We start from the raw sequence: 22,043 nt of genomic DNA, 5'->3' as shown, positions 1-22,043 counted from the left end.
TAGAACAACAGAACAATAATTAGCGTAGCCTATTATTCAGCCGGCCTGATGTGAGGCGGGCATTTTCTGTTGTGGGATCGTGCTCTGTGCTCCGAGCGTCACGCGGAGGCAAGAAAGTGCGGCTGTGCTATAAAAAAGATCTTACCGGCACATCTATGGGCATTAAGGCTATGTCGCAAAACAAGAGATTTCGTTTATATCGTCCATTACATGGGTTAAACCATACTTTTGGCGATCAGTGGTTTGCTTTGAAGGCCGAGGCTTTCGCCCGTTTCTTCGGCACCCCGACCTTTTTGATGGGGCAAACGCTGCTGGTTGGCGTCTGGATCTACCTCAACCTGGCGGGCTTCGCCAAGTTTGACCCTTACCCTTTCATCCTGCTGAACCTGGCGTTCAGCCTGCAGGCCGCCTATGCCGCGCCCTTGATCCTACTGGCGCAAACCCGCCAGACCGAACGTGACCAGGCGCATGCGTTGGCCGACGCGCAGCACCGGGAAGATTTGGATGAGGCGATGGCGCAGCGGCAAACCCTCGTCGAACAGCATTCCGAACAGTTGCTGGCGCTGTTGAAACAAAACACCGAATTAACCGCCCTGACCAAGCAGATGGCCGAACGCATTGAAAATCTGGCCATCCAGTTAACCCAGCGCGAACGCCGGTAACTACCCGGGCGGTGCCATCAGTTAATTCGCCAAGCGATCGAGCAGCGGCCCCAGCGCAACGCGTGAATGCTGGTGGAAGCCGCTGACGCCCTCGGCGCTCAGCAAGGCGTCCAGCACCGCGTATTCAGTGGCGTCCGCCGCCGCCGCGAACAGCGGCTCCAGCCGTTCATCCGGCAGCGCCGTTCCCTGCAGGCGGGTGGAGAACGCCAGCGCGATATCGCCGGAGCCGTGCCCCCAGTGGCTGCCCACGCGTCCCAGCCCGGCCCCGGCGCGTTTGGCGATGCGGCTGAGTTGCCGGCTGTCCAGCACCCGGTCGCAGGCGATAATGATGATGACCGAACCGGCCTCTATCTGCGGCGGCGGTTCCGCCAATTGCGCAGCCAATGCCGGCCCGACGCGCACCCCGCTCAGCGTGAGGGACTCCAGCGTGCCAAAATTGGCCAGCACCAGCACGCCCAGGGTGGCCCCCAGACCGGGGCAATAACGCGAAGCGGTGCCGATGCCGCCTTTCAGGCCGAAACTGCTCATGCCGCGCCCGGCGCCGACGCTGCCGCGCGCGAAGCCGATGCCGTGATTGTCCAGCGCACTGAACACGTGCTCTTCGCGCACCGGCATCGCCTGAATATCGTTGAGATAACCGTCGTTGCATTCCAGCACTACGGGATTGATGGTGGCGCTGTCGCGGCCGATCTGCGGGTAACGCAGGCAGCTGCGCCGCACCATGGCATTGAATAAGGTGCCGACGGCAAAGGTGTTGCTCAGCAGGATCGGCGTTTGCAGCACCCCCAGCTCGTTGAGCTGCACCAGGCCGAGCGGTTTGGCGAAGCCGTTCAACACCGCGCTGCCGCAGGGCAACGGCTGATTGAACAGGTCGCCCGGCGGCATAATGGCGGTCACGCCGGTCTGGCACTCGCCGCTGTCCAGAGTGTGATGCCCCACGCTGACGCCGCTCACGTCGCACAGGCTGTCCGTCGGTCCGGGCAAATAACGCGCCCCCGGCAGGCGACGGTGGCGCCGCCAGTAGCTCAGCAGATTATCCAGGCTCTGTCGTTCAAAGAGTTGGCTGTCTGTCATAGTGACCTCGTCAGGCGCAGCCCGTTTGTAAAACAGCATATCGCGCAATGCGGCACCCCGTAAATTGAAAGCCGAAACCGACGAGAAAATATTCTTTTTCGGCTGCGGCCGGGCATGCGAAGGGTCTCAGCGTGCCGGCCCCGCCTGGCAGCCCACGCAGGACGTCGTTGTGATGCCGTGGTTAACGCCGCAGGTTATCATCCGGCGTATTTTTTCATCGACCGGCAAGGCAGCTGCCAGATCAACACGGGGCAGGTTCATGCCCCGCCATGGCACATCGGCGCACCAATTTGCGTCAGCGTTCCCCCGCCACCCCGCTCACCGCCCCTTTCACGGACTGGTACGGAAATTGCTTCTCCCTGTTATGGCTACAAAGGAGAAGAACATGAAAGCAATCATCATAGGTGGCGGTATCGGTGGGCTTTGCGCCGCCATCGCTTTGAAGCGCTGCGGCATCGAGGCCGAAGTGTTCGAAGCGGTTAAGGAGATCAAGCCGGTTGGCGCGGCGATTTCCATCTGGCCGAACGGCGTTAAATGCCTCAACTATTTGGGGATGAAAGAACCCCTGCGCCGGCTCGGCGGCCCGATGCACTACATGGCCTATCAGGAATATCTGCACGGCCAGACCCTGACGCGTTTCAGCCTGGATCCGCTGATCGCCAGCGTCGGCGAACGCCCCTATCCCGTGGCCCGTGCCGAACTTCAGGCCATGCTGCTGGATACCTACGGCCGCGACAATGTGCGCTTTGGCAAGCGCGTCAACGGCCTCGAGGAAACCCAGGATGGCGTCATCGCCTGGTTCGAGGACGGCAGCCAGGCCAGCGGTGATTTTCTGATCGCCGCCGACGGCACTCATTCGGCCATCCGTCCTTACGTGCTCGGGCATGGGGTGGAGCGTCGCTATGCCGGTTACGTCAACTGGAACGGGCTGGTGACGATTGATGAATCTATCGCCCCGGCCGATCAGTGGACCACTTTCGTCGGTGAGGGCAAGCGAGTTTCGCTGATGCCGGTCTCCGGCAACCGTTTCTACTTTTTCTTCGACGTTCCGTTGCCGACCGGGCTGGCGGAAGACCGCAGCACGGTGCGCGCCGATCTGCAGCGCTACTTCGCCGGTTGGGCCGAACCGGTGCAGAAACTGATTGCCGCGCTCGATCCCGACACCGTCAACCGCATTGAAATTCACGATATCGAGCCTTTCGAACAGTTGGTGCGCGGCCGGGTGGCGTTACTGGGCGACGCCGGTCACAGCACCACGCCGGATATCGGCCAGGGCGGCTGCGCGGCGATGGAAGACGCGGTGGTGCTGGCGATTGCGTTACAGACCAACTCGCTGGGCATCGAAGATGCGCTGCTGCGTTATCAGGATAAACGCAGCTACAGGGTGAAGGATTTGGTGCTGAAAGCGCGCAAGCGTTGTGACGTGACGCACGGCAAAGAGATGGAGATCACCCGCAGCTGGTACGAAGAACTGAAAACCGAAACCGGCGAACGCATTCTCTCCGGCATGAAGGAAACCATCCTGGGCGGGCCGCTGGCCTGATCCGCAGCCCCTTCTCCGGCCAGGAGAAGGGGCAATCCCTCAAATTTTATTTATTGGTCTTGTGGTTAATAGTGAATGCAATTGTAAAACCCATCCTGGATACCACCGCCCGGTAGCCCAAACAAGAAATAACATCGAGTAATAATTTAAAATCATTAATGACTCCCTGGATTAGCGCGCAGCCTGGCTACCTGAGCCTCCACGTATTGCCATGCCGGTTTTTGGCCGGCATAGCGTTGACGCAGGTAATTCACCAGATCCGCTACCTGCCGATCGGAGAAACTGTCCTTAAAGCCCGGCATAAAGCCCAGATCGGCAGTGGCCGGTTTGGCAATGCCTTGCAGGATCACTTTGATCAGATTATCCGGCCGATCGCTGAAAATATTGGTGTTATTGGCCAAATCAGGACTGACGCCAAACAGCTGCGGCCCACCGGCGGCGGCGCTGTGGCAGGCCTGGCAAGCGCCCTGGAACAGGCGTTCACCGGCCTGTTGCGCCTGCGCGGATTGCAGACTTCCGGCTAGCTGTACCTGCGGTTCCAGGTTTAACGTTGTCGGGCTGCTCAGGGAGATAAGATAGCCGGCCATCGCCCGCACGTCCGATTCCGGCAGCGTAGCCAGTTCGCTGACCACCGGCCCCATCGGCCCGGCCGCCACGCCGTGTTCGGCGGAATGACCGCTGCTCAGATACTGGAACAGCTGTTCTTCGCTCCAGGGTTTGTCCGCATTGGCCAGTTGGTTCAACGCCGGCGCTTCCCAACCGTCCACCATCGCCCCTGCCAGAAAACCGGCGCCGCCCTTTTCCGCCCCCATCAGGTTGCGTGGCGAATGGCAGGCGGCGCAGTGGCCCAACCCGTTGACCAGATAAGATCCGCGATTCCACTGTGCAGTTTGCGTGGGGTCTGGCTGGTACTCGCCCTGGCGTAGAAACAGCGCATTCCAGCCGGCCATCAGCGGGCGCAGATTAAACGGGAAACGCATCCGGTTAGCCGGGTTGCTTTGCGCGACCGCCGGTTGCGACATCATGTAGGCATACAGCGCCTGCATGTCGCCGTCGGTCATTTTGCTGAACGACGTATAAGGAAACGCCGGATACAGATGACGGCCGTCGCGGCTGATGCCCTGGCGCATCGCGCGGTCGAACGCGGTAAACGACCAGTTGCCGATGCCGGTTGCCACATCCGGGGTGATATTGGTGCTGTACAGGGTGCCGAACGGAGTTTCCATTGCCAGCCCCCCGGCGTTGGTGGCCCCTTCTGAGGCGGTATGGCATACCGCGCAATCCCCGACGGCGGCCAACTGACGCCCACGTTCCAGAGTCGCGGCCGACCAGGTGCCTGCGCCCGGCGTGGCAACGGGTGCAATCGCCGTACGCCACGGCAGGGCCGTAGCCGCGACGCCCAACAGGGCGCCGACAATGCCGGCCGCGCCGCCGAACCACCATTTGCTGCGCCGGGGTTTGGCCGCCGGAGCAGGCTCCTGCCGGGCGCTATCCGGACCGTTCAACGCCTCGCGCAGCCGATCGGAGGTGATCGGCAATTCGCGAAAGCGAATGCCGGTGGCGTCAAACACCGCATTGGCGATGGCCGCCGCGCTGGGTACCGATGCGGACTCACCGGCGCCCAGAGGCGGATCGTACGGCCTCGGCATCATCACCACATCGACCTCCGGCACCTCCGGGAAGGTCAATATCGGGTAAGCGCCCCATTCCTTGCTGGAAATGGTCGACTCTTCGAAGGTGACGCGCTCTTTCAATACCCGGCTGGTCGACTGGATGACGTTGCCGTGGATCTGGTGACGCACCCCGTCCGGGTTGACCATCATGCCGGCGTCGTGCCCCACCACAATGCGCGTGACCGCCACTTCGCCGCTGGCCTTGTCGATCGCCACGTCGGCGACCCAGGCCGCCCAGGCGGCGCCAAAACCGGGAAACTTGCTGTGTATATAACGCGCATAAGCGAAACCGCGCCCGCGCAGCACGCCGTCCTCCGCCGGCGTCTGCATAGGTTCGGTATGCGGCGTCCAACCGGCGCGTTCGGCGGTGCTGCGCATCAGTTCGGTGGCGCGTTCATCATTGATGTAACGCAGCCGGTACTCCAGCGGATCGACGCCGGCGGCGTTAGCCAGTTCGTCAATATAAGACTCGTGCGCGAAGGTATTCGGCAACGCCGACACGCCGCGCATCCAGGAAGCGCGCACGATTGGCGCCATATCCTCGATGCTGACGCGCAGCGCCGGATATTCATAAGGCGGCACCGAGGTGCGGTCGCCCATTTCATAAGCCACAGGCACAGGTTCAACCCTGCCGGTCAGCAGCAGCGCCAGCGTCGGCGCGCCATTTGAGGGGTAATAGGTGCGAAAATCATAGGCGACGGGATGGCCTGCGGCGTCCAGCCCGCCATCGACCTCCATCAGCTGTGCGGTGCCCTTCGGTTCCCACAGGTGTTCCTGCTCGCGCGTCAGTTGCACCCGCACCGGGCGCCCCACCGCCCGCGACAGCAACGCCGCATCGGCGCACACGTCGTCGGCGCAGTTGCGGCCATAACAACCGGCGGCCTCCATGCGGATAATATCAATCTGCGCTTCCGGGTATTCCAACAGCCAGGCGAGGTCGGCGCGCAGCAGATGCGGATTTTGAGTGCCGGACCAGACCCGCAATTGCTGCGGCTGGTAGTCTGCCAACGCGCAAGAGGGGCCGATAGAGGCATGCAATTGATACGGCCACAGGTAGCTGCGGGTGAAACGCCGATCGGCGGACGCCAGCGCCGCATCGACGTCGCCGGTGTCATGCACCACCCGCGTTGAATGCGGATTATCGCGCAGCGCCTGCGCCACGTCGGTCATCTGCGGCAGGTTGCGGCGCCAATCCTTCCAGCTCACCTGTAGCGCCTGCGCCGCCTTGATCGCCTGTTCTTCGCGCTCGGCGACGATGCCGATAAAGTCCCCGATCACCACCAGCTTGACGATACCGGGAATAGCGGCGATCGACTGCTCATCCACCGCCAGCAAGCTGGTGCCGACGAACTCACCGCTGTCATAACCGGCGTACGGCGGCCGGACCACCCGGCCATGCAGCATATTCGGCAGGCGCATGTCGTGCACATAGGTCGTTTCGCCGGTCGCCTTGGCCGGAATATCGACCCGCGCAGTGCTGGTGCCCACCAGCCGATATTCGGCCTGCGGCTTGAGCGGCGCGTCGCCGGAAATCGGTAACTCGACATGCACGCCCGCCACCAGCTCGCCGTAGGTCAAGATCTGCCCTTGCGGATCGACAATAGCGCCGTCGCTCAGCGTCAGTTGATCCAGCGGGCAGTTAAAACGCTGCGCCGCCTGTTGCAGCAGCCAGCGCCGCACCTCGGCGGCAGCATTGCGCAGCGGCACGGCGGAAATCTGCAGCGTGGCGCTGGCGATGGTCGCCCCCTGGTTTGGCGTGCTTTCGGTATCGCCCAGCACCATGCAGACCTGTTCCATCCGCAGGTACAATTCTTCGGCGACGATCTGCCCCAGCGCGGTGCGCACACCGGTGCCGAGATCGACATGGCCGTTAAAGGCGTAGACCTCACCGCTGTCGCAAATGGCGATAAACAGCCCCTGCTCTTTGGGTTTCAGAGTAGGCGTTTGGCCTTTCGGCACCAGGCCCGGTGGCGGCTGGATCTGATCGATAACCAATAACGTGCCGTTACGTTGCAGTAATTCAGCCTGGCTCGGCAATGAGAAACGGGCCTCAGTCATGCGGAATTTCCTCACTGCGACAGAGAATAATGGCGCGCTGAACCGCACGCAGGATTTCGATGTGGGTGCCGCAACGGCACAGATTGCCGGACAGCGCCTGGCGGATTTCGCCGTCGCTCGGCGAAGGGTTGCGATCCAGCAGGGCTTTGGTGGTCATGATCATGCCGTTCAGGCAATAACCGCACTGCGCGGCCTGCTCTTCGATAAAGGCGCGCTGCACCGGGTGCAGGTGGTCGCGATCCCCCAGCCCTTCCAGCGTGGTGATCGCCCGATCGGCCACGCCCAGCGCCGGGATCACGCAGGAGCGTGCGGCAATGCCGTCAACCAGCACGGTGCAGGCGCCGCATTCGCCGAGGCCGCAACCGTATTTCGGGCCGTTCAGCGCCAGATCGTTACGCAACACCAACAGCAGCGGCGTATCCGCCATGACCTGGGTATGAATGTTTTTTCCGTTCACCGACAGCATCAGCGAATGCTCCGTCAGCGTTTTTACCGCCCCCTCCCTGGACGTTGGCACTTCAGATATCGCCATTCTCGCGTCTCCGCCTGCGCTCCGGTTATACCCGTCATCTTTCAAGCCGCAGCGTTGTTACCTGCACTTGCGCACCCCAGCCACTTACCGGAGTAAGCTCCTGGGGATGAGCAAGCTGGGCGCCTGGCTGCAACTTGAAAGCTATAGGGTATGTATTGTGGGCCGTGACCTCGCCGCAGGCCACTCACCGGGCAACCGCAGTTACGGGGAGCGAATTAGCCTGGCGGCTGGTCTTCCAGCATTTTATTGAGCAGGAACATCAAGGCGACACGCTCGGCCGGATTGAGCGTGCCGAAGGTTAATTCCGTGATCTTCGCCGCATGCGGCACCGTTGTCGCCAACAGCGCAGCGCCGGTGTCGGTCAACCCGACCACCACTTTGCGCCGGTCTATCGGATCCGGCATGACGGTGATCAATTCACGCGCCTTGAGGCGCTCAACGATACCGCGAATGGTGGCCTGATCGACCGCCGTCACCTGCACCAGCTCGGTCAGCGAGCTAGGCCCCATGTCGCGCACCGCGCACAGGGTAATAAACTGCACGGCGGTCAGTTGAGAATCCCCGACGTTCTGCTGGAATATCGCCACGTGGCGTTGATAAACCTTGCGCAGCAGGTGCCCGACTTGTTCGGTAAAATGATAGTTTTCGGCTTTGCCGTCGTCGGCGGCCGAGTCTTCGGGGGGCGTCATTGCGTTACTCTCACCATCTATGGAAACTACCGAGAATAGTACAAACCCCCGCGGTTAACAGCAACGGTTAACCCTGGCGCACCCGCGATGCCTCCGGCGCGACCACTTCCCCTTCAGCCACTACCGTCTGGCCATCCAGGCTGATATCGCAGCGACGCAGCGCAATATCCATGTGGCACGGCGTTTTTCGCGTGCCGCCGACTTCGGTATTCGGGCCGGTGGAGAACAGGAAGTTGCCGTAAAATGCGCGCGCATCCATGCACATGCCGTCGTTTTTGTCGTGCAGGCCCATTGCCGTCCACTGGGCGCGCGGTTGCAGGCCCCAACCGATATGCGAGATGCCGTACACTTCCGGATCCTTGAAATACTTCATGTATTCGCGCAGGTATTCCGCCTCGAAGCCGCCGTGAATCCCCGTCACGAAACCTTGTTCAATCTCCAGCGTAATGCGTTCCCGGGCATAGCTCTTAAACGGCAGCAGGATATCGCCGACGTCCAGCACCAGCACCCCTTCCGCCTGCTCCTCATTCGGCCAGGTAAACAGAAAACCGCTCGGCCAGTGATCCCAACGCCCCGGTTCGTCGGCATAACCGTATTCGGTCACCGTCGGGTATTGCCCCAGGGGGGCGCGGAAATCGCTGCCGGCGGCGGATGTCACCCGCATCAGCTTCGCCTGTTCCAGCAGCGCAGCCGCCGCCAACACCCGCGCTTTGTCCTCTGAGTCAGGCAACATCCGTGCCAACACCTCCGGCGGCTCGACCGCCAACAGTATGCGCGTGCCGGTTTTCAGTATTTGTTCCTGCTCCGGCGAGTGCAGCAACATCATGGTGTCGACGATCAAATCGGCGGCTTCCAGCGCACGCTGCGCGGCAGGGTTGCCGGTCAGCGCCGTGTCGCCGCAGTAGGCGGTCATGTCATTGCCCATCGCCCGCGGATGGTTGAACGAGGGGAGCTCCACCGCATACACCTTGGCCCCCAACCGCAGCGCGGCATCGGTGGCGGCGCGTACCGTACGCGCATCGGAATAGTGGCTTTTCAGGATGGCTACGCTCTGCGAAGCATCCACTTTCGACAGCGTAAGCACCTGCTCGAACAGTTGAACCAGCTGACTCTCATTGACCGCCATGGCGTATCTCCTGTTTCGCTAATGAATGACCGGCGCACTCGGCACGGTGAGGTTATTTTGCACAAATTAAAGCGAACACACTCTTTTAATCATCTAAGCCCAAAATTCAATGGGACGCAAGTCGCTAACGCCACCCATAAGTAAATCCTATTTTATGCCCGTACCAGGCTGTGATTAACATGAGTTTACCAGGAAATTACTGTCCGTTAGCGTGAGCGAGATCTAAATTAACACTTGTGCAACTTTGCGATATCTAGTGTATACACTATAAATCAATCGTCCGGCATTGCCGCGGACAACGCCTAAAAAGACCAACAGTCAGGGGAAAAACGATGAGCAAACAACAACGCATTGCCGTGGTCGGCGCAGGCCTGGGTGGCGCCGCCGCCGCCGGTCTGCTGCAAAAAGCCGGCTTTACCGTCGATTTGTATGAGCAAAGCCCGGTGTTTTCACGCCTCGGTGCCGGTATCCATATGGGACCGAACGTGCTGAAGATTTTCCGCCGCCTCGGTATCGAACAGCCGCTGGAGCAAATGGCTTCGCACCCGGATTTCTGGTTCAGCCGCGATGCCGAAAGCGGCGACTATCTGTCGCGCATTGAATTGGGGGCGTTTGCCCGCAAAGAATACGGCGCGGCATACGTTACGGTGCATCGCGGCGACTTACAGGCGTTGCAGATGGCGGCTCTGCTGCCGGGCAGCGTGCACTTTGGCAAATGCCTGAGCAAGATTGAAGATCGCGGCGACGACGTGGTGCTGAATTTCGCCGACGGCACCAGCGCCACCGCCGATATCGTGATTGGCGCCGACGGCATCAACTCACGCATTCGCGAACACCTGTTGGGTGCCGAAGCGCCAACCTACAGCGGCTGGGTGGCCCACCGCGCGCTGATCCGCGGCGAGAAACTGGCCAAATACAATTTGAGTTTCGAAGACTGCGTGAAGTGGTGGTCGGCGGATCGCCATCTGATGGTCTATTACACCACGCAAAAACGCGACGAATACTATTACGTCAGCGGCGTCCCCCACCCGGCGTGGGATTTCCAGGGCAGCTTCATCGACAGCAGCCGCGAAGAAATGTACGAAACCTTCGCCGGTTATCACCCGATAGTACAAGCGCTGATCGAGTCCAGCGAGCAGGTCACCAAATGGCCGCTGCTGAACCGCAAACCGCTGCCGCTGTGGAGCGAAGGCCGCATGGTGTTGCTCGGCGACGCCTGCCACCCCATGAAACCGCATATGGCGCAGGGTGCGGCGATGGCGATCGAAGACGCCGCCATGCTGGCGCGCTGCCTGCAGGAAACCGGCCTGACCGATTACCGCACCGCCTTCCAGCTGTATGAAGCCAACCGCAAAGAGCGCGCCTCCCGCGTGCAGGCGGTGTCCAACGCCAATACTTTCCTGCGCACTCAGGAAGATCCGGCCTGGGTGTACGGCTATGACCTGTACGCGCAGGCGTTGAAATCGGAGAACGCCGCATGAGCCGCTTCCTGTATGGCGCCAACGTGCAGGCCAACGGCATCCGTCAGCACTACCTGCGCTACGGCGGCCAGGGCCCGACGCTGATCCTGATCCCCGGCATCACCAGCCCGGCGATCACCTGGGGCTTCGTCGCCGAACGGCTGGGCGAAAGATACGATACCTACGTGCTGGACGTGCGCGGGCGCGGTCTGTCTTCCAGCGGCCCGGATTTGGCCTATGACGCCGAAACTTGCGCGCAGGACGTCAACGCTTTCGCCGCCGCGCTGAAGCTGGACAGCTATTCGCTGATCGGCCACTCCATGGGCGCGCGTTTTGCCCTGCGCGCTGCGGTGCTGCAACCGGCCGGCGTTCGCCGGTTAGTGCTGGTCGATCCGCCGGTTTCCGGCCCCGGCCGCCGCGACTATCCCGGTAAATGGCCGTGGTACGTCGACTCCATCCGCCAGTCGCTATCGGGGATGGATGCCGAGCAGATGCGCGCCTACTGCCCGACCTGGAGCGAGGAGCAGCGGCAGTTGCGCGCCGAATGGCTGCACACCTGCTATGAACCGGCCATTCAACGTGCCTATGAAGATTTCCATCAGGTGGACAGCCACCGCGACTATCCCGACCTGAGCATGCCGACGCTGCTGATGGTCGCGGGCCTGGGCGGCGTGATCCAACCGGAAGACGAGGCGGAGATCCGCACGCTGCAACCGGAAATCACCGTGGCGCACGTAGCAAACGCCGGGCATATGATCCCGTGGGACGACTTTGACGGTTTCTTCCGCGCCCTGGGCGATTTTCTGGATTAATTAAGGAATCTTTGTCATGACCAAAAATTACCGTATCGGCCAGATCGTACCCAGCTCCAACACCACGATGGAAACCGAAATTCCGGCGATGTTGACCGCGCGCCAGCTAATCCGCCCGGAGCGTTTCACCTTCCACTCCAGCCGCATGCGCATGAAGCATGTGAGCAAAGCGGAACTGGCGGCGATGGACGCCGAATCAGACCGCTGTGCGCTGGAGCTTTCCGACGCGCAGGTCGACGTGCTCGGTTATGCCTGCCTGGTGGCTATCATGTCGATGGGGCTGGGGTATCACCGTGAATCGCAGGCTCGTCTGGCCCGGATCACGCAAGACAATGCCGCAGCGGCGCCGGTGATCAGCAGCGCCGGCGCGCTGGTCAGTGGCCTGAAAGTGCTCGGCGCCAAACGCATCGCACTGGTGGCGCCTTACATGAAACCGCTGACCCAAATGGTGGTGGACTATATCGAACACGAGGGCATTGAGGTCAAGGTGTGGCGCGCGCTGGAGATCCCGGACAACCTGGCGGTGGGCCGTCACGATCCGGCCAAACTGCCGGGCATTGTCGCCGAGATGGATCTGCGCGACGTAGACGCCATAGTGCTCTCCGCCTGCGTGCAAATGCCGTCTTTACCCGCGGTAGCCACCGTTGAGGCGCAAACCGGCAAGCCGGTGCTGACCGCCGCCATCGCCACCACCTACGCCATGCTGACCGCACTGGAGCTGGAGCCGATCGTTCCCGGCGCCGGCGCCCTGCTGTCCGGCGCCTATTAAGGAGGAAAAATGGCATCCGCAGCCGATAACTCTCTCGTAGATAACTACAGCGGCGTCTGGGGCAACCGCATCGGTTTCGGCCATCGCCCGGCGCTGCTGATGATCGACTTTATGCAGGCTTACACCACCGAGGGCGCACCGCTGTTCGCCCCCGGCGTGGTCAGCGCGGTCGACGAAAGCGTGGCGCTGCTGGCCACCGCACGCCAGGTGAGAATTCCGGTGATCCACACCAATATCCGCTATCATGCGGGGCATTTTGCCGATGGCGGCATCTGGGTGAAAAAAGCGCCGGTGATGAAAGACATGGTCGAGGGCAACCCGTTGGCGGCGTTCTGCCCCCAGGTTGCGCCGTCAGCGACCGAGGTGGTGTTGACCAAACAATATGCCAGCGCCTTTTTCGGCACTGCGCTTGCACCTATGTTGGTGGCGCTCGGCATCGATACCCTGCTGCTGGCCGGTTGCTCCACCAGCGGCTGTATCCGCGCCAGCGCGGTGGACGCCGTGCAACACGGATTTCGCACTATCGTGGTGCGTGAATGCGTGGGCGACCGCCACTCAGGCCCGCACGAAGCCAACCTGTTCGACATCGACAGCAAATACGGCGACGTGGTGACGAAAAAGGAGAGCCTCGATTATCTGAACCGGCTGTAACCCAGAGTTTTACCTGCACGGAGAGCTGAACAATTAAAGAAGGCGCGGAAAGCGCCTCAAAAGCAAACACACAACACTCCTCCTCCGGAGGCCACCATGCACCACCTGGAGACACCATCATGGCCATTGTTGAAACCCCGTTAGCGGGGAAAGCGGGAACAGAATCGCTGCTGTACCGCAAAATCACCTGGAAGTTGATCCCGTTTCTCTGCCTGTGTTATCTGGCCGCCTACCTTGACCGCATTAACGTCGGGCTGGCCAAGCTGCAGATGGCCGATCAACTGCAACTGAGCGAAGCCGCCTTTGGGCTGGGCGCGGGGCTGTTTTTTGTCGGTTATATCCTGTTTGAAGTGCCGAGCAACCTGATCCTGCAGCGCGTCGGCGCCAAGGTGTGGATTGCCCGCATCATGATCACCTGGGGCCTGCTTTCCGCCGGCACCCTGTTCGTCACCACCCCCAATCAGTTTTACGCCATCCGTTTTTTGCTGGGCGTGGCGGAAGCCGGCTTCCTGCCCGGCGTACTCTATTATTTGACGTTATGGTTCCCCACCTATCGTCGCGGCCGCATCATAGCGCTGTTCATGATCGGCCTGCCGCTGTCGAGCGTGATCGGCGGCCCGCTCTCCGGCTGGATCATGGGGCATTTCGATATGCGCCACGGGCTGCATGGCTGGCAATGGCTGTTCCTGCTGGAGGGCATTCCCAGCGTGCTGCTGGGCGTGCTCACCTTCTGGGTGCTGCCCAATAATTATCGGCAGGCAAAATGGTTAACCGACGACGAGAAAAAACGCATTGAGCAGGATCTGGCGCATGACGATGCCGAAGCCGGCCACAGCAAGCACAGTTTCCGCGACGGTTTCTTTAACCTCAAGGTGTGGATGTTGGGCGGCATCGATTTCTCGATCCTGCTCAGCGCCTATGCGATGGGGTTCTGGATGCCGACCTTTATCAAAACTGCCGGGGTCACCGACATTACCACCATCGGCATGCTGACCGCGCTGCCGAGCGTCGCCGCCCTGCTGGGCATGTTGCTGATTGGCACCAGTTCCGACCGCATGCGCGAGCGCCGCTGGCATATCATAGTGCCGTTTATCGTCGGCGCGATGGCGATGGCCGGCAGCACCTTCTTCACCCATAACGTGATCGCCACGGTGCTGCTGTTCTCCATCGCCCAGGCGGCGATCATCGGCGCGGTGCCGGTGTTCTTCAGCCTGCCGGCCACGTTTTTGCGCGGTACGGCGGCGGCAACCGGCTTTGCGCTGGCCTGCTCGCTGGCGAATATCGCCGGGTTGGTGAGTAACTCGCTGATGGGGTTGGCACTGGATCTGACCGGCAAAAGCGGCGGCGCGCTGTGGGCTTTCGCCGGTTGTCTGCTGATCAGTTCGCTGCTGGTGATCGCTCTGCCGGCCAAGGTGGTTAATCGCTGAGGGTGTTGGGCTCCGTACGCGGAGCCCAACTTATTGGCAGGTGAAATGCCCGTCTGCGGCCTCGCCCATGCGCTGCAGTAAGCGGTGGCCAATGTTATTGCTCCAGTTGAAGCTGTTTTGCAACACCACCACCGCCGTCTTGTGGCGCAGATCCAGGCCGATATAGCTGGAGTAACCGCCGATAAATCCCACCTGATAGGTAATTTGCTGCGTCCCAACGTCATCCACTATCCAGGCGATGGCCGCCGCCTCTTTTTTGCGCGCAAAACGCACGGTCAACGAGTTTTTCAGCGCCTGGTCCAGCGCAGCGGAGCCGGTAGAGACAAAATGCGCCCGTGCATAGCGCAGCAGATCGTCGGCGTCGGTATACAACCCGGCGGCACCAATCATATAGGAAGAAAACCGCCAGTCCGGCACCGGCTGACCGCGCCGAATAAACTTCGGCTGATCGCCGGCATGACCTATGGCACGCTGCGCATAACCCGGTAACTGCTGCACATTGTAACTGGTGTGGGTCAGCCCCAACGGCTGGAGGATGTTTTCCGCCGTCAGGCGATCGACGGTTTTCCCGGTGCGCCGCTGCAAAATGTAATCCAGCAGCGCATAACCCAGGTTGGAATAGCGCGGTGCTTCCACCGCCGGTGCCTCAAACTGTGCCAGATCATCGAGAACTTTTGGCGTATCCAGCGCGCCATAAAAATTATCGCCGGTAAACAGGTAACGGACGAAGGCACCGAGCATTTCCGGTGTCATCATTTGGCGCGGCAGCCCCGAGGTGTGGGTCACCAGTTGCAGCAAGGTAATGTTGGCCGCATCCTTGCTGAGTACAGTCCCTGCCGGTAACAACGTCGCCAACGTATCCTCCCAATGCAGCACCCCCTTGTTAACCAACACGACGGTCACTTCGGCGATAAACCCCTTACTGACCGACCCCACGGCAAACAGCGTGTTACCGTTAACCGGATAACGCTGCTGCGCATCGGTTACGCCATAGCCAAAGGTGCGGGCCTGCCCGTTCGGCGTCAACACCCCGACCACCAGCCCCGGCGTCTGCCGGCCGTCAATGAGCGGCCGCGCCAGGCGATCAACTTCGGCTTGCAGATCGCCGCTGCACGCCAAACGTCGGCTTTCCAACGGCGAGGTGTCAGTCGGCATACGCGACAGGGTGCCACAGGCGGATATCAGTAACGGCAAGATCAGGACGAAACTGCGTTTTAAGAGGATTTTTATCTTCATTGCTCACGGGCCAAAATTATCCCGCGCATGATAAACCATCACACCGACCATGTCCCCCTGGCGTAAAAAAGGACGCAAGCAAGCTTGCGTCCTTCGTGGCCTTACGGGCTAACGCCGTGACGACTTATTCGTCTTTCAGACCGCGGTTAATCAGCATCGGCTCGATGCTTGGCTCTTTGCCGCGCCAGTCGACATACAGTTTTTCCAGATCCTGGCTGTTGCCGCGCGACAGCACCATTTCGCGGAAGCGCTGCCCGTTCTCCGCCGTCAGGCCGCCGTGCTCGGCGAACCACTGGAAGGCGTCATCCGCCAGCATTTCGGTCCACAGATAGGCGTAGTAACCGGCGGCATAACCGTTGCCCCAGATATGCTTGAAGTAGCTGGAGCGATAACGCGGCGGCACGTAGCCGAGATCGATTTTATCCTTCAGCAGCGATTCGGCTTCGAACTTGTCCACGTCCTGCTGCGGCTGGTCCGCGCTCAGCATGTGCCAATGCATGTCCAGCAACGCGGCAGACAGCAGCTCGGTCATGTCATAACCTTTGTTGAACTTGTCGGCTTTTTTGATTTTGTCGACCAGTTCCTGCGGCATGGCTTCGCCGGTTTTGTAGTGCCTGGCGAAGTGCGCAAAGACTTTGGGATCTCTGGCCCAGTGTTCGTTGAACTGTGAGGGGAACTCAACAAAGTCGCGCGCGGTATTGGTGCCGGACAGGCTCGGATACTCCTGATCGGCAAACATGCCGTGCAGCGCATGGCCAAACTCGTGGAACATGGTGATCACGTCGTCGTACGACAGCAGCGCGGGCTGGCCCGGCGCCGGTTTGGTGAAGTTGGCGACGTTGTAAATCACCGGTTTGGTGCCTTTCAGCTTCGACTGTTCGACAAAGTTGCTCATCCAGGCGCCGCCGCCCTTGTTGTCGCGCTTAAAGAAGTCGGTATAGAACAGCGCCAGAGATTTGCCGTCTTTATCGAAGACTTCATACACGCGTACGTCCGGTTGGTAGACCGGGATGTCCTTGCGTTCTTTAAAGCTGATGCCATACAACAGGTTGGCGGCATAAAACACGCCATTGTTCAGCACGTTATCCAGTTCGAAGTAAGGCTTGATCTGCGATTCATCCAGATCGTATTTCGCCTTGCGCACCTGCTCGGCGTAGAACTGCCAGTCCCAGGCTTCAACCTTGAAATTGCCTTTCTGCTGATCAATCACCGCCTGAATGTCTTTGGCTTCGCGTTCGGCGCGCGCGGTGGCCGCCGGAACGATATTGCGCATAAAGCTCAGCGCCGCGTCCGGGGTTTTGGCCATCTGGTTTTGCAGTTTCCAGGCGGCATAGTTCGGGAAGCCCAGCAGTTTGGCCTGCTCGGCACGCACTTTAGCCAGGCGTGCGAGGGTCTGGCGGGTGTCGTTGCCATCGCCCTTTTCCGCCCGGTTCCATGAAGCGTCAAACAATGCCTTACGCGTATCTCTGTCTTTCAGACTCTGCAATTCCGGCTGCTGGGTAGTGTTTTGCAACACCAGCAACCACTGTTTGTCCAGCTTGCGCTCGCCGGCCGCCTGGGCTGCCGCTGCCAGTTCGCTTTCCGACAGGCCGTCCAGCTTGCCTTTGTCGGCAATCGCCAGCGCGCCGTCTTTGGTCGCCGCCAGCAGCTTGTTGGAGAACTGGGTGCTCAGCGTCGCCGCTTCCTGATTCAGCGCTTTCAGCCTGGTTTTATCGGCATCGGGCAGGTTAGCCCCGGCCAACTCGAAGTTCTTGTATGTCACTTCCACCAGGCGGCGCGACTCCGCATCCAGCTTCAGCGCATCGCGCTGCTGATAAATCGCCTTGATGCGCGCGAACAGCTTGCTGTTAAGCATGATGGCGTCATCCAGCGCCGCCAGTTTCGGCGAGCTTTCCTCATCCAGCTTTTGCAATGCGTCGCTGGTGTTGGCCGAGGTCATGGCGCCAAACACGTTCATCACCCGCGTCAACAGCGCTCCGGCCTGCTCCAGCGCCACAAAGGTATTTTTAAAATCAGGCTTGGCCGGGTTATTGGCGATCTTCTCCACCTCCTCCAGCTTTTGCTTGATGCCGGCGTCGATCGCCGGGGCGTAGTCGCTTTCTTTAATCAGATTGAACGGCGGTGCCTGGAATGGCAGGCGGCTCTGATAGAAGAATGGGTTCTCGTTCTTTTTGTTCTCGTGCTGATTGGCTTCGCCGGTCACGTTAGCCTCCTTCGCCTGGCCGCTTGGCAACGCGCTATGACTCGCGTGCGGGTTGGTTTCTGCTGCCTGTGCCTGCGAGCCCAGCGCCATGCCGATCGCCAGCACCAATGTAGATAAACGCATCAAATCGAAACTCCTCCATGTTCACGGAATAAAGTGCACAGGGACCCCAGTCCCCAGACCACATCCTAGCTTAGGCGCAGTTGGCAGTTTGAGCAAAAACAAGTGATTAGAATAGCGGGCCCCGTTACAGGGCACCGCAGTCTGGACTATCTCTGAAGGATTCGGTCAAACAGGTCACCACGCTGAAGGGCTATTCGATTTCTGCGCCTGCCTTTCAACGTCATCTATTTTTTGAAATCACAGCGCTCATGTATTGATTTAAATCGCGCAGATCCTGAAGCCGCCAAGAGAACGGCGGCAGCTTTACCCCATTCTCTCGCAAAGTTTTGGGAATCAAGTCTCCATTTGGACGAAGTATTATCGATGAGACAATAACGCCCGGATAATCATTGAGCCGTTCTTTGAAAGAGGGAGTTGTCAGATCAGGCGGCGGCGGATTGGTTTTATCAGCCAATGGCCCCGTGCCTTTGAGGTCTGTTCCGTGACACATACTACATCTCTGTAAGTAGATGTTTTTCCCATTGGCGTTATCCGCGAAGGAGAATGATGCTTGCATTAACGATAAAGCGCCTAGCGAAGCGATGAGCAACACTTTCATTTCCATGTGACCTTGTTATGTGAATCAGACCTGAATCGAGAACAAACCCCGGCGGCGCCACTGCGACACGCCATTCTCACGATAACATTTGAAGCGAGATTGTTCATCAGCAACGTGCTCGCGCCCACGAGAGGTTGGCTGGCTCACCGGCATTGCCCCCCTCAAACCCCGGTCTTCATTTCGCATTAAAAAAACCGGCATAAATTGCCGGTTTTAATAGTTTCAATATATTTACATTGCTTGGCGTGATAATGAGATTTATTAATTTAGTTTATAAATCCCTGACTGCCATGGTTTTAGTTCGAGCAATGAATCATTCTTTTTCACACCGTTTTTGCCGTTGCTTTCTATAATCGCTGTATCAATGGATAAATTATCCGGTAATTTATATCTCATCATTTGCTCCTTAAAGTTAACAACAACGAGATATTTTTCCGCCCCAAGGCTGCGTGTATAGGCATAGACCGAATCATTTGCAGGATCCAAATCGGTGTATGTCCCGTAGGTCAGCGCCGGGATGTCATGCCTTATCTTGATCAGCTGACGATAATAATTAAATACTGAATCGGGCTGCGTGACTTGGCTGGCCGCATTGATTTCCTGGTAGTTTGGGTTGACCTTGAACCAGGGTTTTCCGCTCGTGAATCCAGCATTTTTGCTCCCGTCCCATTGGAACGGCGTCCGGCTGTTATCCCGGCTCGTCAGGCGTACATTTTGCAAGAACTCGTCGGCTTTCACCTTTCCTGTCTCAACATAGTCGTGCCAAAAACCTTTCACCTCGATATCATCGAATTCATCAATAGCTTTGAAGGGGTAATTGGTCATGCCCAATTCTGAACCTTGATAAATAAAAGGCGTTGCTCGTTGAGTCAGCGTCAAGGTGGCAAGCGCTTTAGCCGATGGCTCACGCCATTGTGGGCGGTCGTCGCCAAAGTGCGAGACAGCACGCGGGTTATCGTGGTTATCCAGGAAGAAGGCATTCCAGCCATATTCCCCTGCAGTACGGTCGACGTTATCGATGACCTGCCGGAATTGCGACAATTTCCAATCTTTTCGACGCCATCTCTGATCAGAGTCTCGATCGAGCCTGATGAGGTCAAAGGTAAATGCGATGTTCAGCTCATCGCGGCGGCGATCGAAGAACTTTATCGATTGATCCAGGGGTACGCCAAAGATTTCACCGGCAGTCGCAATGTCGTAATGAGACAAAACCTCTTTATTCATTTCATTGACGTAGCGATGAATGTTAGGGCCCTTGGTATACTCCTGTGCAAAATTCTTCAGCTGTTGTTGGGTGAGATCCGGGAAATCCGGAATTTTTGAGTAGGTCGCGACCGTATCAAAGCGCAAACCAGACACGCCTTTATCTAGCCAGAAACGTAACATTGCATAAAGATCCTGACGGACTTTGGGGTTATCCCAATTTAGGTCAGGCTGTTGTTTAGCAAAATAGTGCAGGTAGTATTGATTGGTTTTTTCATCTTTTTGCCACGCCGAGCCACCAAAGAATGAGGGGTAATTATTAGGCGACTGCCCTTCTTTAGCATCTCTCCAGAAATAATAGCTGCGGTAAGGATTATCCTTACTGCTTTTACTTTTAACAAACCATTCGTTTTGATCGCTTGTGTGGTTGATGACCACATCAATCATCAAGCGCATATTACGTTTTTTCATTTCAGAAATCAGGCGATCGAAATCTTCCATCGTGCCATATTCTTTCATGATTTTTCGATAATCACGTATATCGTAACCATTATCCGTGTTAGGGGAATCATAATGTGGGTTGATCCAAATAGCATCAATTCCCAAAGATTTTAGATAGTCTAATTTTTCTATGATGCCGTTAATATCCCCGATACCATCGCCGTTGGTGTCTTTAAAGGAACGCGGATACACCTGATAAAAAACAGCCTCTTTCCACCATTTAGGGAGGGTTTTCGCCTGTTCGCTACTCTTTTCGTGAGGCAAGGGTTGTTGCGTACCTAAGGCTTGCTGGCATGAGATGCATAATGATGTGGTTAGAAAAATCGCTAGTGCAGTTTTCAATCCTTGACGGGGCATTACAATACTCTCCTGTTTCTTATTCAAAAAATAAAATCAATTCAATGTTTCCCCTGATATTTAAATGTTTAATCGTTATTTTCACACTGATTAATTTCAGTATCTAATAGAAGCTTTTAAATTATGTATCCTAACAATGGCCGGGTAAAGTAAATATAAGGCATCACGATTTTTTAAGTGATATTTGTTTTAAATCGGCTGTTTTTTAGCACACCTTGCTAAACCGTGTTAGCTCATGGGGTGCGAACGCTCTAAAACACTATTAATTTGCGATAACAAAAAACATTCTTATGTTATTTTGCGAAAAAATCCGTTGATCAACGTAATGATTAGATTGGGAATTATTGCAATTACCATAGCGCAGAAATGCGGCCCCTTCGACCGCTATTTATTGCGCTTCAAATGGTAATCCACGTGGTATTCATTGGCATTTCTGAATATCACCGAATAGTTGATATAGTCGCCGGTATCACTGTAGGAAAGCGATGTCAGGCGCAGCAGCGGCGTGCCTTCGGCAACGTGCAGTAGCGCGCCGATCGTGCTGTCTGCCAAGATTGGGCTGAAGCTCTCGTAATTCCCTGCGATATTGATATGGCATTCGTCTTCTATATACGCAAACTTTGACCCCTCCAGGTGCGCCACTGAAAGGTTGCCAAATAACCTGCCAGGCATGTAACTGTCTTCCAGCACCACAGGCTTCCCTTCCACAAACCTGACGCGACGCGAATAGTAAATGCGTTCATCGGCCTTGATGCGCAGCTGGCTGGCGATGGCTGGGGGAGCTCCCATCATTCGAAACTCCAGCACCTGGCTCACCGTGGGGCGGCCCAGTTCTTTCATCAGTTCCGAAAACCCCATCAGCCCGCGAGTTTCATGTTGAAGATCTTTCTGCGCGACGAAGGTTCCGCTGCCGTGACAGCGACGCACCAGCCCCCATTCAATCAGTAAATTTACTGCTTTGCGTAGCGTCATTCTCGATACAGAAAATTCGGCAGCCAGACGTTTCTCGCTGGGTAAAGCATCGCCGATAGCAAAATCGGCAGAATTGATACGTATTCTCAGACGTTCAGCAAGCGTTTTGTAGATCACTTGAAGACCTCTTTATCCCTCAATGAATCCTGATAACCGCGCAACAAAAAGAGGTTACCGCACTGTAAAACCTGAAATTTATTTGGATATTCCCCTGGCTATTTTTTCCTTGATCACTCTAATGTATACAAATCGCCATAAAAGTAGACCACTTCACCCAGCGAGAAAACATGAATGCGATCACAAAATGATTAATAGTTTTGCGAACTTTTTTTTCAAAGTCCCTACTCTTTGAATGGAAAATAAATCGGTTAAAA

Annotated in this window: 17 protein-coding genes; 7 read left to right on the top strand and 10 right to left on the bottom strand. The window is 57.8% G+C overall.

From position 1 onward, the window contains the following. The first annotated feature begins 155 nt into the window (after positions 1 to 155). On the top strand, positions 156 to 662 hold the full coding sequence (locus JK621_RS10370) for a DUF1003 domain-containing protein (RefSeq protein WP_249337168.1): 507 nt from the start codon (positions 156 to 158) through the stop codon (positions 660 to 662). 21 nt (positions 663 to 683) lie between these two features. Here the strand turns inward: JK621_RS10370 and JK621_RS10365 are convergent, their stop codons facing one another. Then, positions 684 to 1,736, bottom strand: a complete 1,053-nt coding sequence (locus JK621_RS10365; RefSeq protein ID WP_212559712.1) for a P1 family peptidase — start codon at positions 1,734 to 1,736, stop codon at positions 684 to 686. A gap of 385 nt (positions 1,737 to 2,121) precedes the next feature. Here JK621_RS10365 and hpxO point away from each other — a divergent pair, with 385 nt between their 5' ends. Further along, entirely contained in the window at positions 2,122 to 3,279 is a 1,158-nt protein-coding gene (gene hpxO, locus JK621_RS10360) for an FAD-dependent urate hydroxylase HpxO (protein ID WP_212559711.1), read from the top strand. A gap of 155 nt (positions 3,280 to 3,434) precedes the next feature. Here hpxO and JK621_RS10355 read toward each other — a convergent pair whose 3' ends face one another. The 4 genes from JK621_RS10355 to JK621_RS10340 all read right to left on the bottom strand — a co-directional run bounded on the left by JK621_RS10355 (position 3,435) and on the right by JK621_RS10340 (position 9,357). After that, complete coding sequence (locus JK621_RS10355) at positions 3,435 to 7,010, bottom strand: molybdopterin cofactor-binding domain-containing protein (RefSeq protein ID WP_212559710.1); 3,576 nt, start codon at positions 7,008 to 7,010, stop codon at positions 3,435 to 3,437. Then, a complete protein-coding gene (locus JK621_RS10350) occupies positions 7,003 to 7,542 on the bottom strand; it encodes a (2Fe-2S)-binding protein (protein ID WP_212559709.1) in 540 nt (179 codons plus the stop codon). Before JK621_RS10350 ends, JK621_RS10355 begins: the two co-directional genes overlap by 8 nt. Positions 7,543 to 7,757: 215 nt before the next feature. Then, positions 7,758 to 8,231, bottom strand: a complete 474-nt coding sequence (locus tag JK621_RS10345; RefSeq protein WP_212559708.1) for a MarR family winged helix-turn-helix transcriptional regulator — start codon at positions 8,229 to 8,231, stop codon at positions 7,758 to 7,760. Between the two features lie 67 nt (positions 8,232 to 8,298). Further along, positions 8,299 to 9,357, bottom strand: coding sequence for a 2,5-dihydroxypyridine 5,6-dioxygenase (locus tag JK621_RS10340; RefSeq protein WP_212559707.1), 1,059 nt, complete (start codon positions 9,355 to 9,357; stop codon positions 8,299 to 8,301). Between the two features lie 332 nt (positions 9,358 to 9,689). Here JK621_RS10340 and JK621_RS10335 point away from each other — a divergent pair, with 332 nt between their 5' ends. The 5 genes from JK621_RS10335 (at position 9,690) to JK621_RS10315 (ending at position 14,476) form a co-directional block, all read left to right on the top strand. Next, on the top strand, positions 9,690 to 10,838 hold the full coding sequence (locus JK621_RS10335) for an FAD-dependent monooxygenase (RefSeq protein WP_212559706.1): 1,149 nt from the start codon (positions 9,690 to 9,692) through the stop codon (positions 10,836 to 10,838). Continuing rightward, the gene (locus tag JK621_RS10330; protein ID WP_212559705.1) at positions 10,835 to 11,629 is read left to right on the top strand and encodes an alpha/beta fold hydrolase; all 795 of its coding nucleotides are present in this window, start codon (positions 10,835 to 10,837) and stop codon (positions 11,627 to 11,629) included. The genes JK621_RS10335 and JK621_RS10330 overlap by 4 nt, the downstream gene beginning before the upstream one ends. A gap of 16 nt (positions 11,630 to 11,645) precedes the next feature. Beyond that, positions 11,646 to 12,398: a maleate cis-trans isomerase family protein gene (locus JK621_RS10325; protein ID WP_432761922.1), complete on the top strand. Its 753-nt coding sequence runs from the start codon at positions 11,646 to 11,648 to the stop codon at positions 12,396 to 12,398. A gap of 9 nt (positions 12,399 to 12,407) precedes the next feature. Beyond that, complete coding sequence (locus JK621_RS10320) at positions 12,408 to 13,049, top strand: N-carbamoylsarcosine amidohydrolase (RefSeq protein WP_212559704.1); 642 nt, start codon at positions 12,408 to 12,410, stop codon at positions 13,047 to 13,049. Between the two features lie 119 nt (positions 13,050 to 13,168). Then, entirely contained in the window at positions 13,169 to 14,476 is a 1,308-nt protein-coding gene (locus JK621_RS10315; RefSeq protein ID WP_212559703.1) for an MFS transporter, read from the top strand. A 30-nt stretch (positions 14,477 to 14,506) separates the two neighbouring features. Here the strand turns inward: JK621_RS10315 and JK621_RS10310 are convergent, their stop codons facing one another. The 5 genes from JK621_RS10310 to JK621_RS10290 form a co-directional block, all read right to left on the bottom strand. Continuing rightward, positions 14,507 to 15,712 carry a serine hydrolase domain-containing protein gene (locus tag JK621_RS10310; RefSeq protein WP_249337167.1) on the bottom strand — a complete coding sequence of 402 codons (1,206 nt, stop codon included), beginning with the start codon at positions 15,710 to 15,712 and terminating at the stop codon, positions 14,507 to 14,509. Between the two features lie 124 nt (positions 15,713 to 15,836). After that, positions 15,837 to 18,038 carry a peptidyl-dipeptidase Dcp gene (dcp, locus tag JK621_RS10305; protein WP_212559702.1) on the bottom strand — a complete coding sequence of 734 codons (2,202 nt, stop codon included), beginning with the start codon at positions 18,036 to 18,038 and terminating at the stop codon, positions 15,837 to 15,839. Positions 18,039 to 18,258: 220 nt separating this feature from the next. After that, positions 18,259 to 18,642, bottom strand: coding sequence for a c-type cytochrome (locus tag JK621_RS10300; protein WP_212559701.1), 384 nt, complete (start codon positions 18,640 to 18,642; stop codon positions 18,259 to 18,261). Between the two features lie 255 nt (positions 18,643 to 18,897). Beyond that, positions 18,898 to 20,697, bottom strand: coding sequence for a glycoside hydrolase family 13 protein (locus JK621_RS10295; protein ID WP_212559700.1), 1,800 nt, complete (start codon positions 20,695 to 20,697; stop codon positions 18,898 to 18,900). Between the two features lie 384 nt (positions 20,698 to 21,081). Then, positions 21,082 to 21,786: a GntR family transcriptional regulator gene (locus JK621_RS10290; protein WP_006325064.1), complete on the bottom strand. Its 705-nt coding sequence runs from the start codon at positions 21,784 to 21,786 to the stop codon at positions 21,082 to 21,084. Positions 21,787 to 22,043: the final 257 nt, after the last annotated feature.

Source organism: Serratia plymuthica (assembly GCF_018336935.1).
Taxonomy (GTDB): Bacteria; Pseudomonadota; Gammaproteobacteria; order Enterobacterales; family Enterobacteriaceae; genus Serratia; species Serratia plymuthica_B.
This window is presented reverse-complemented; position numbering and strand designations above follow the sequence as displayed.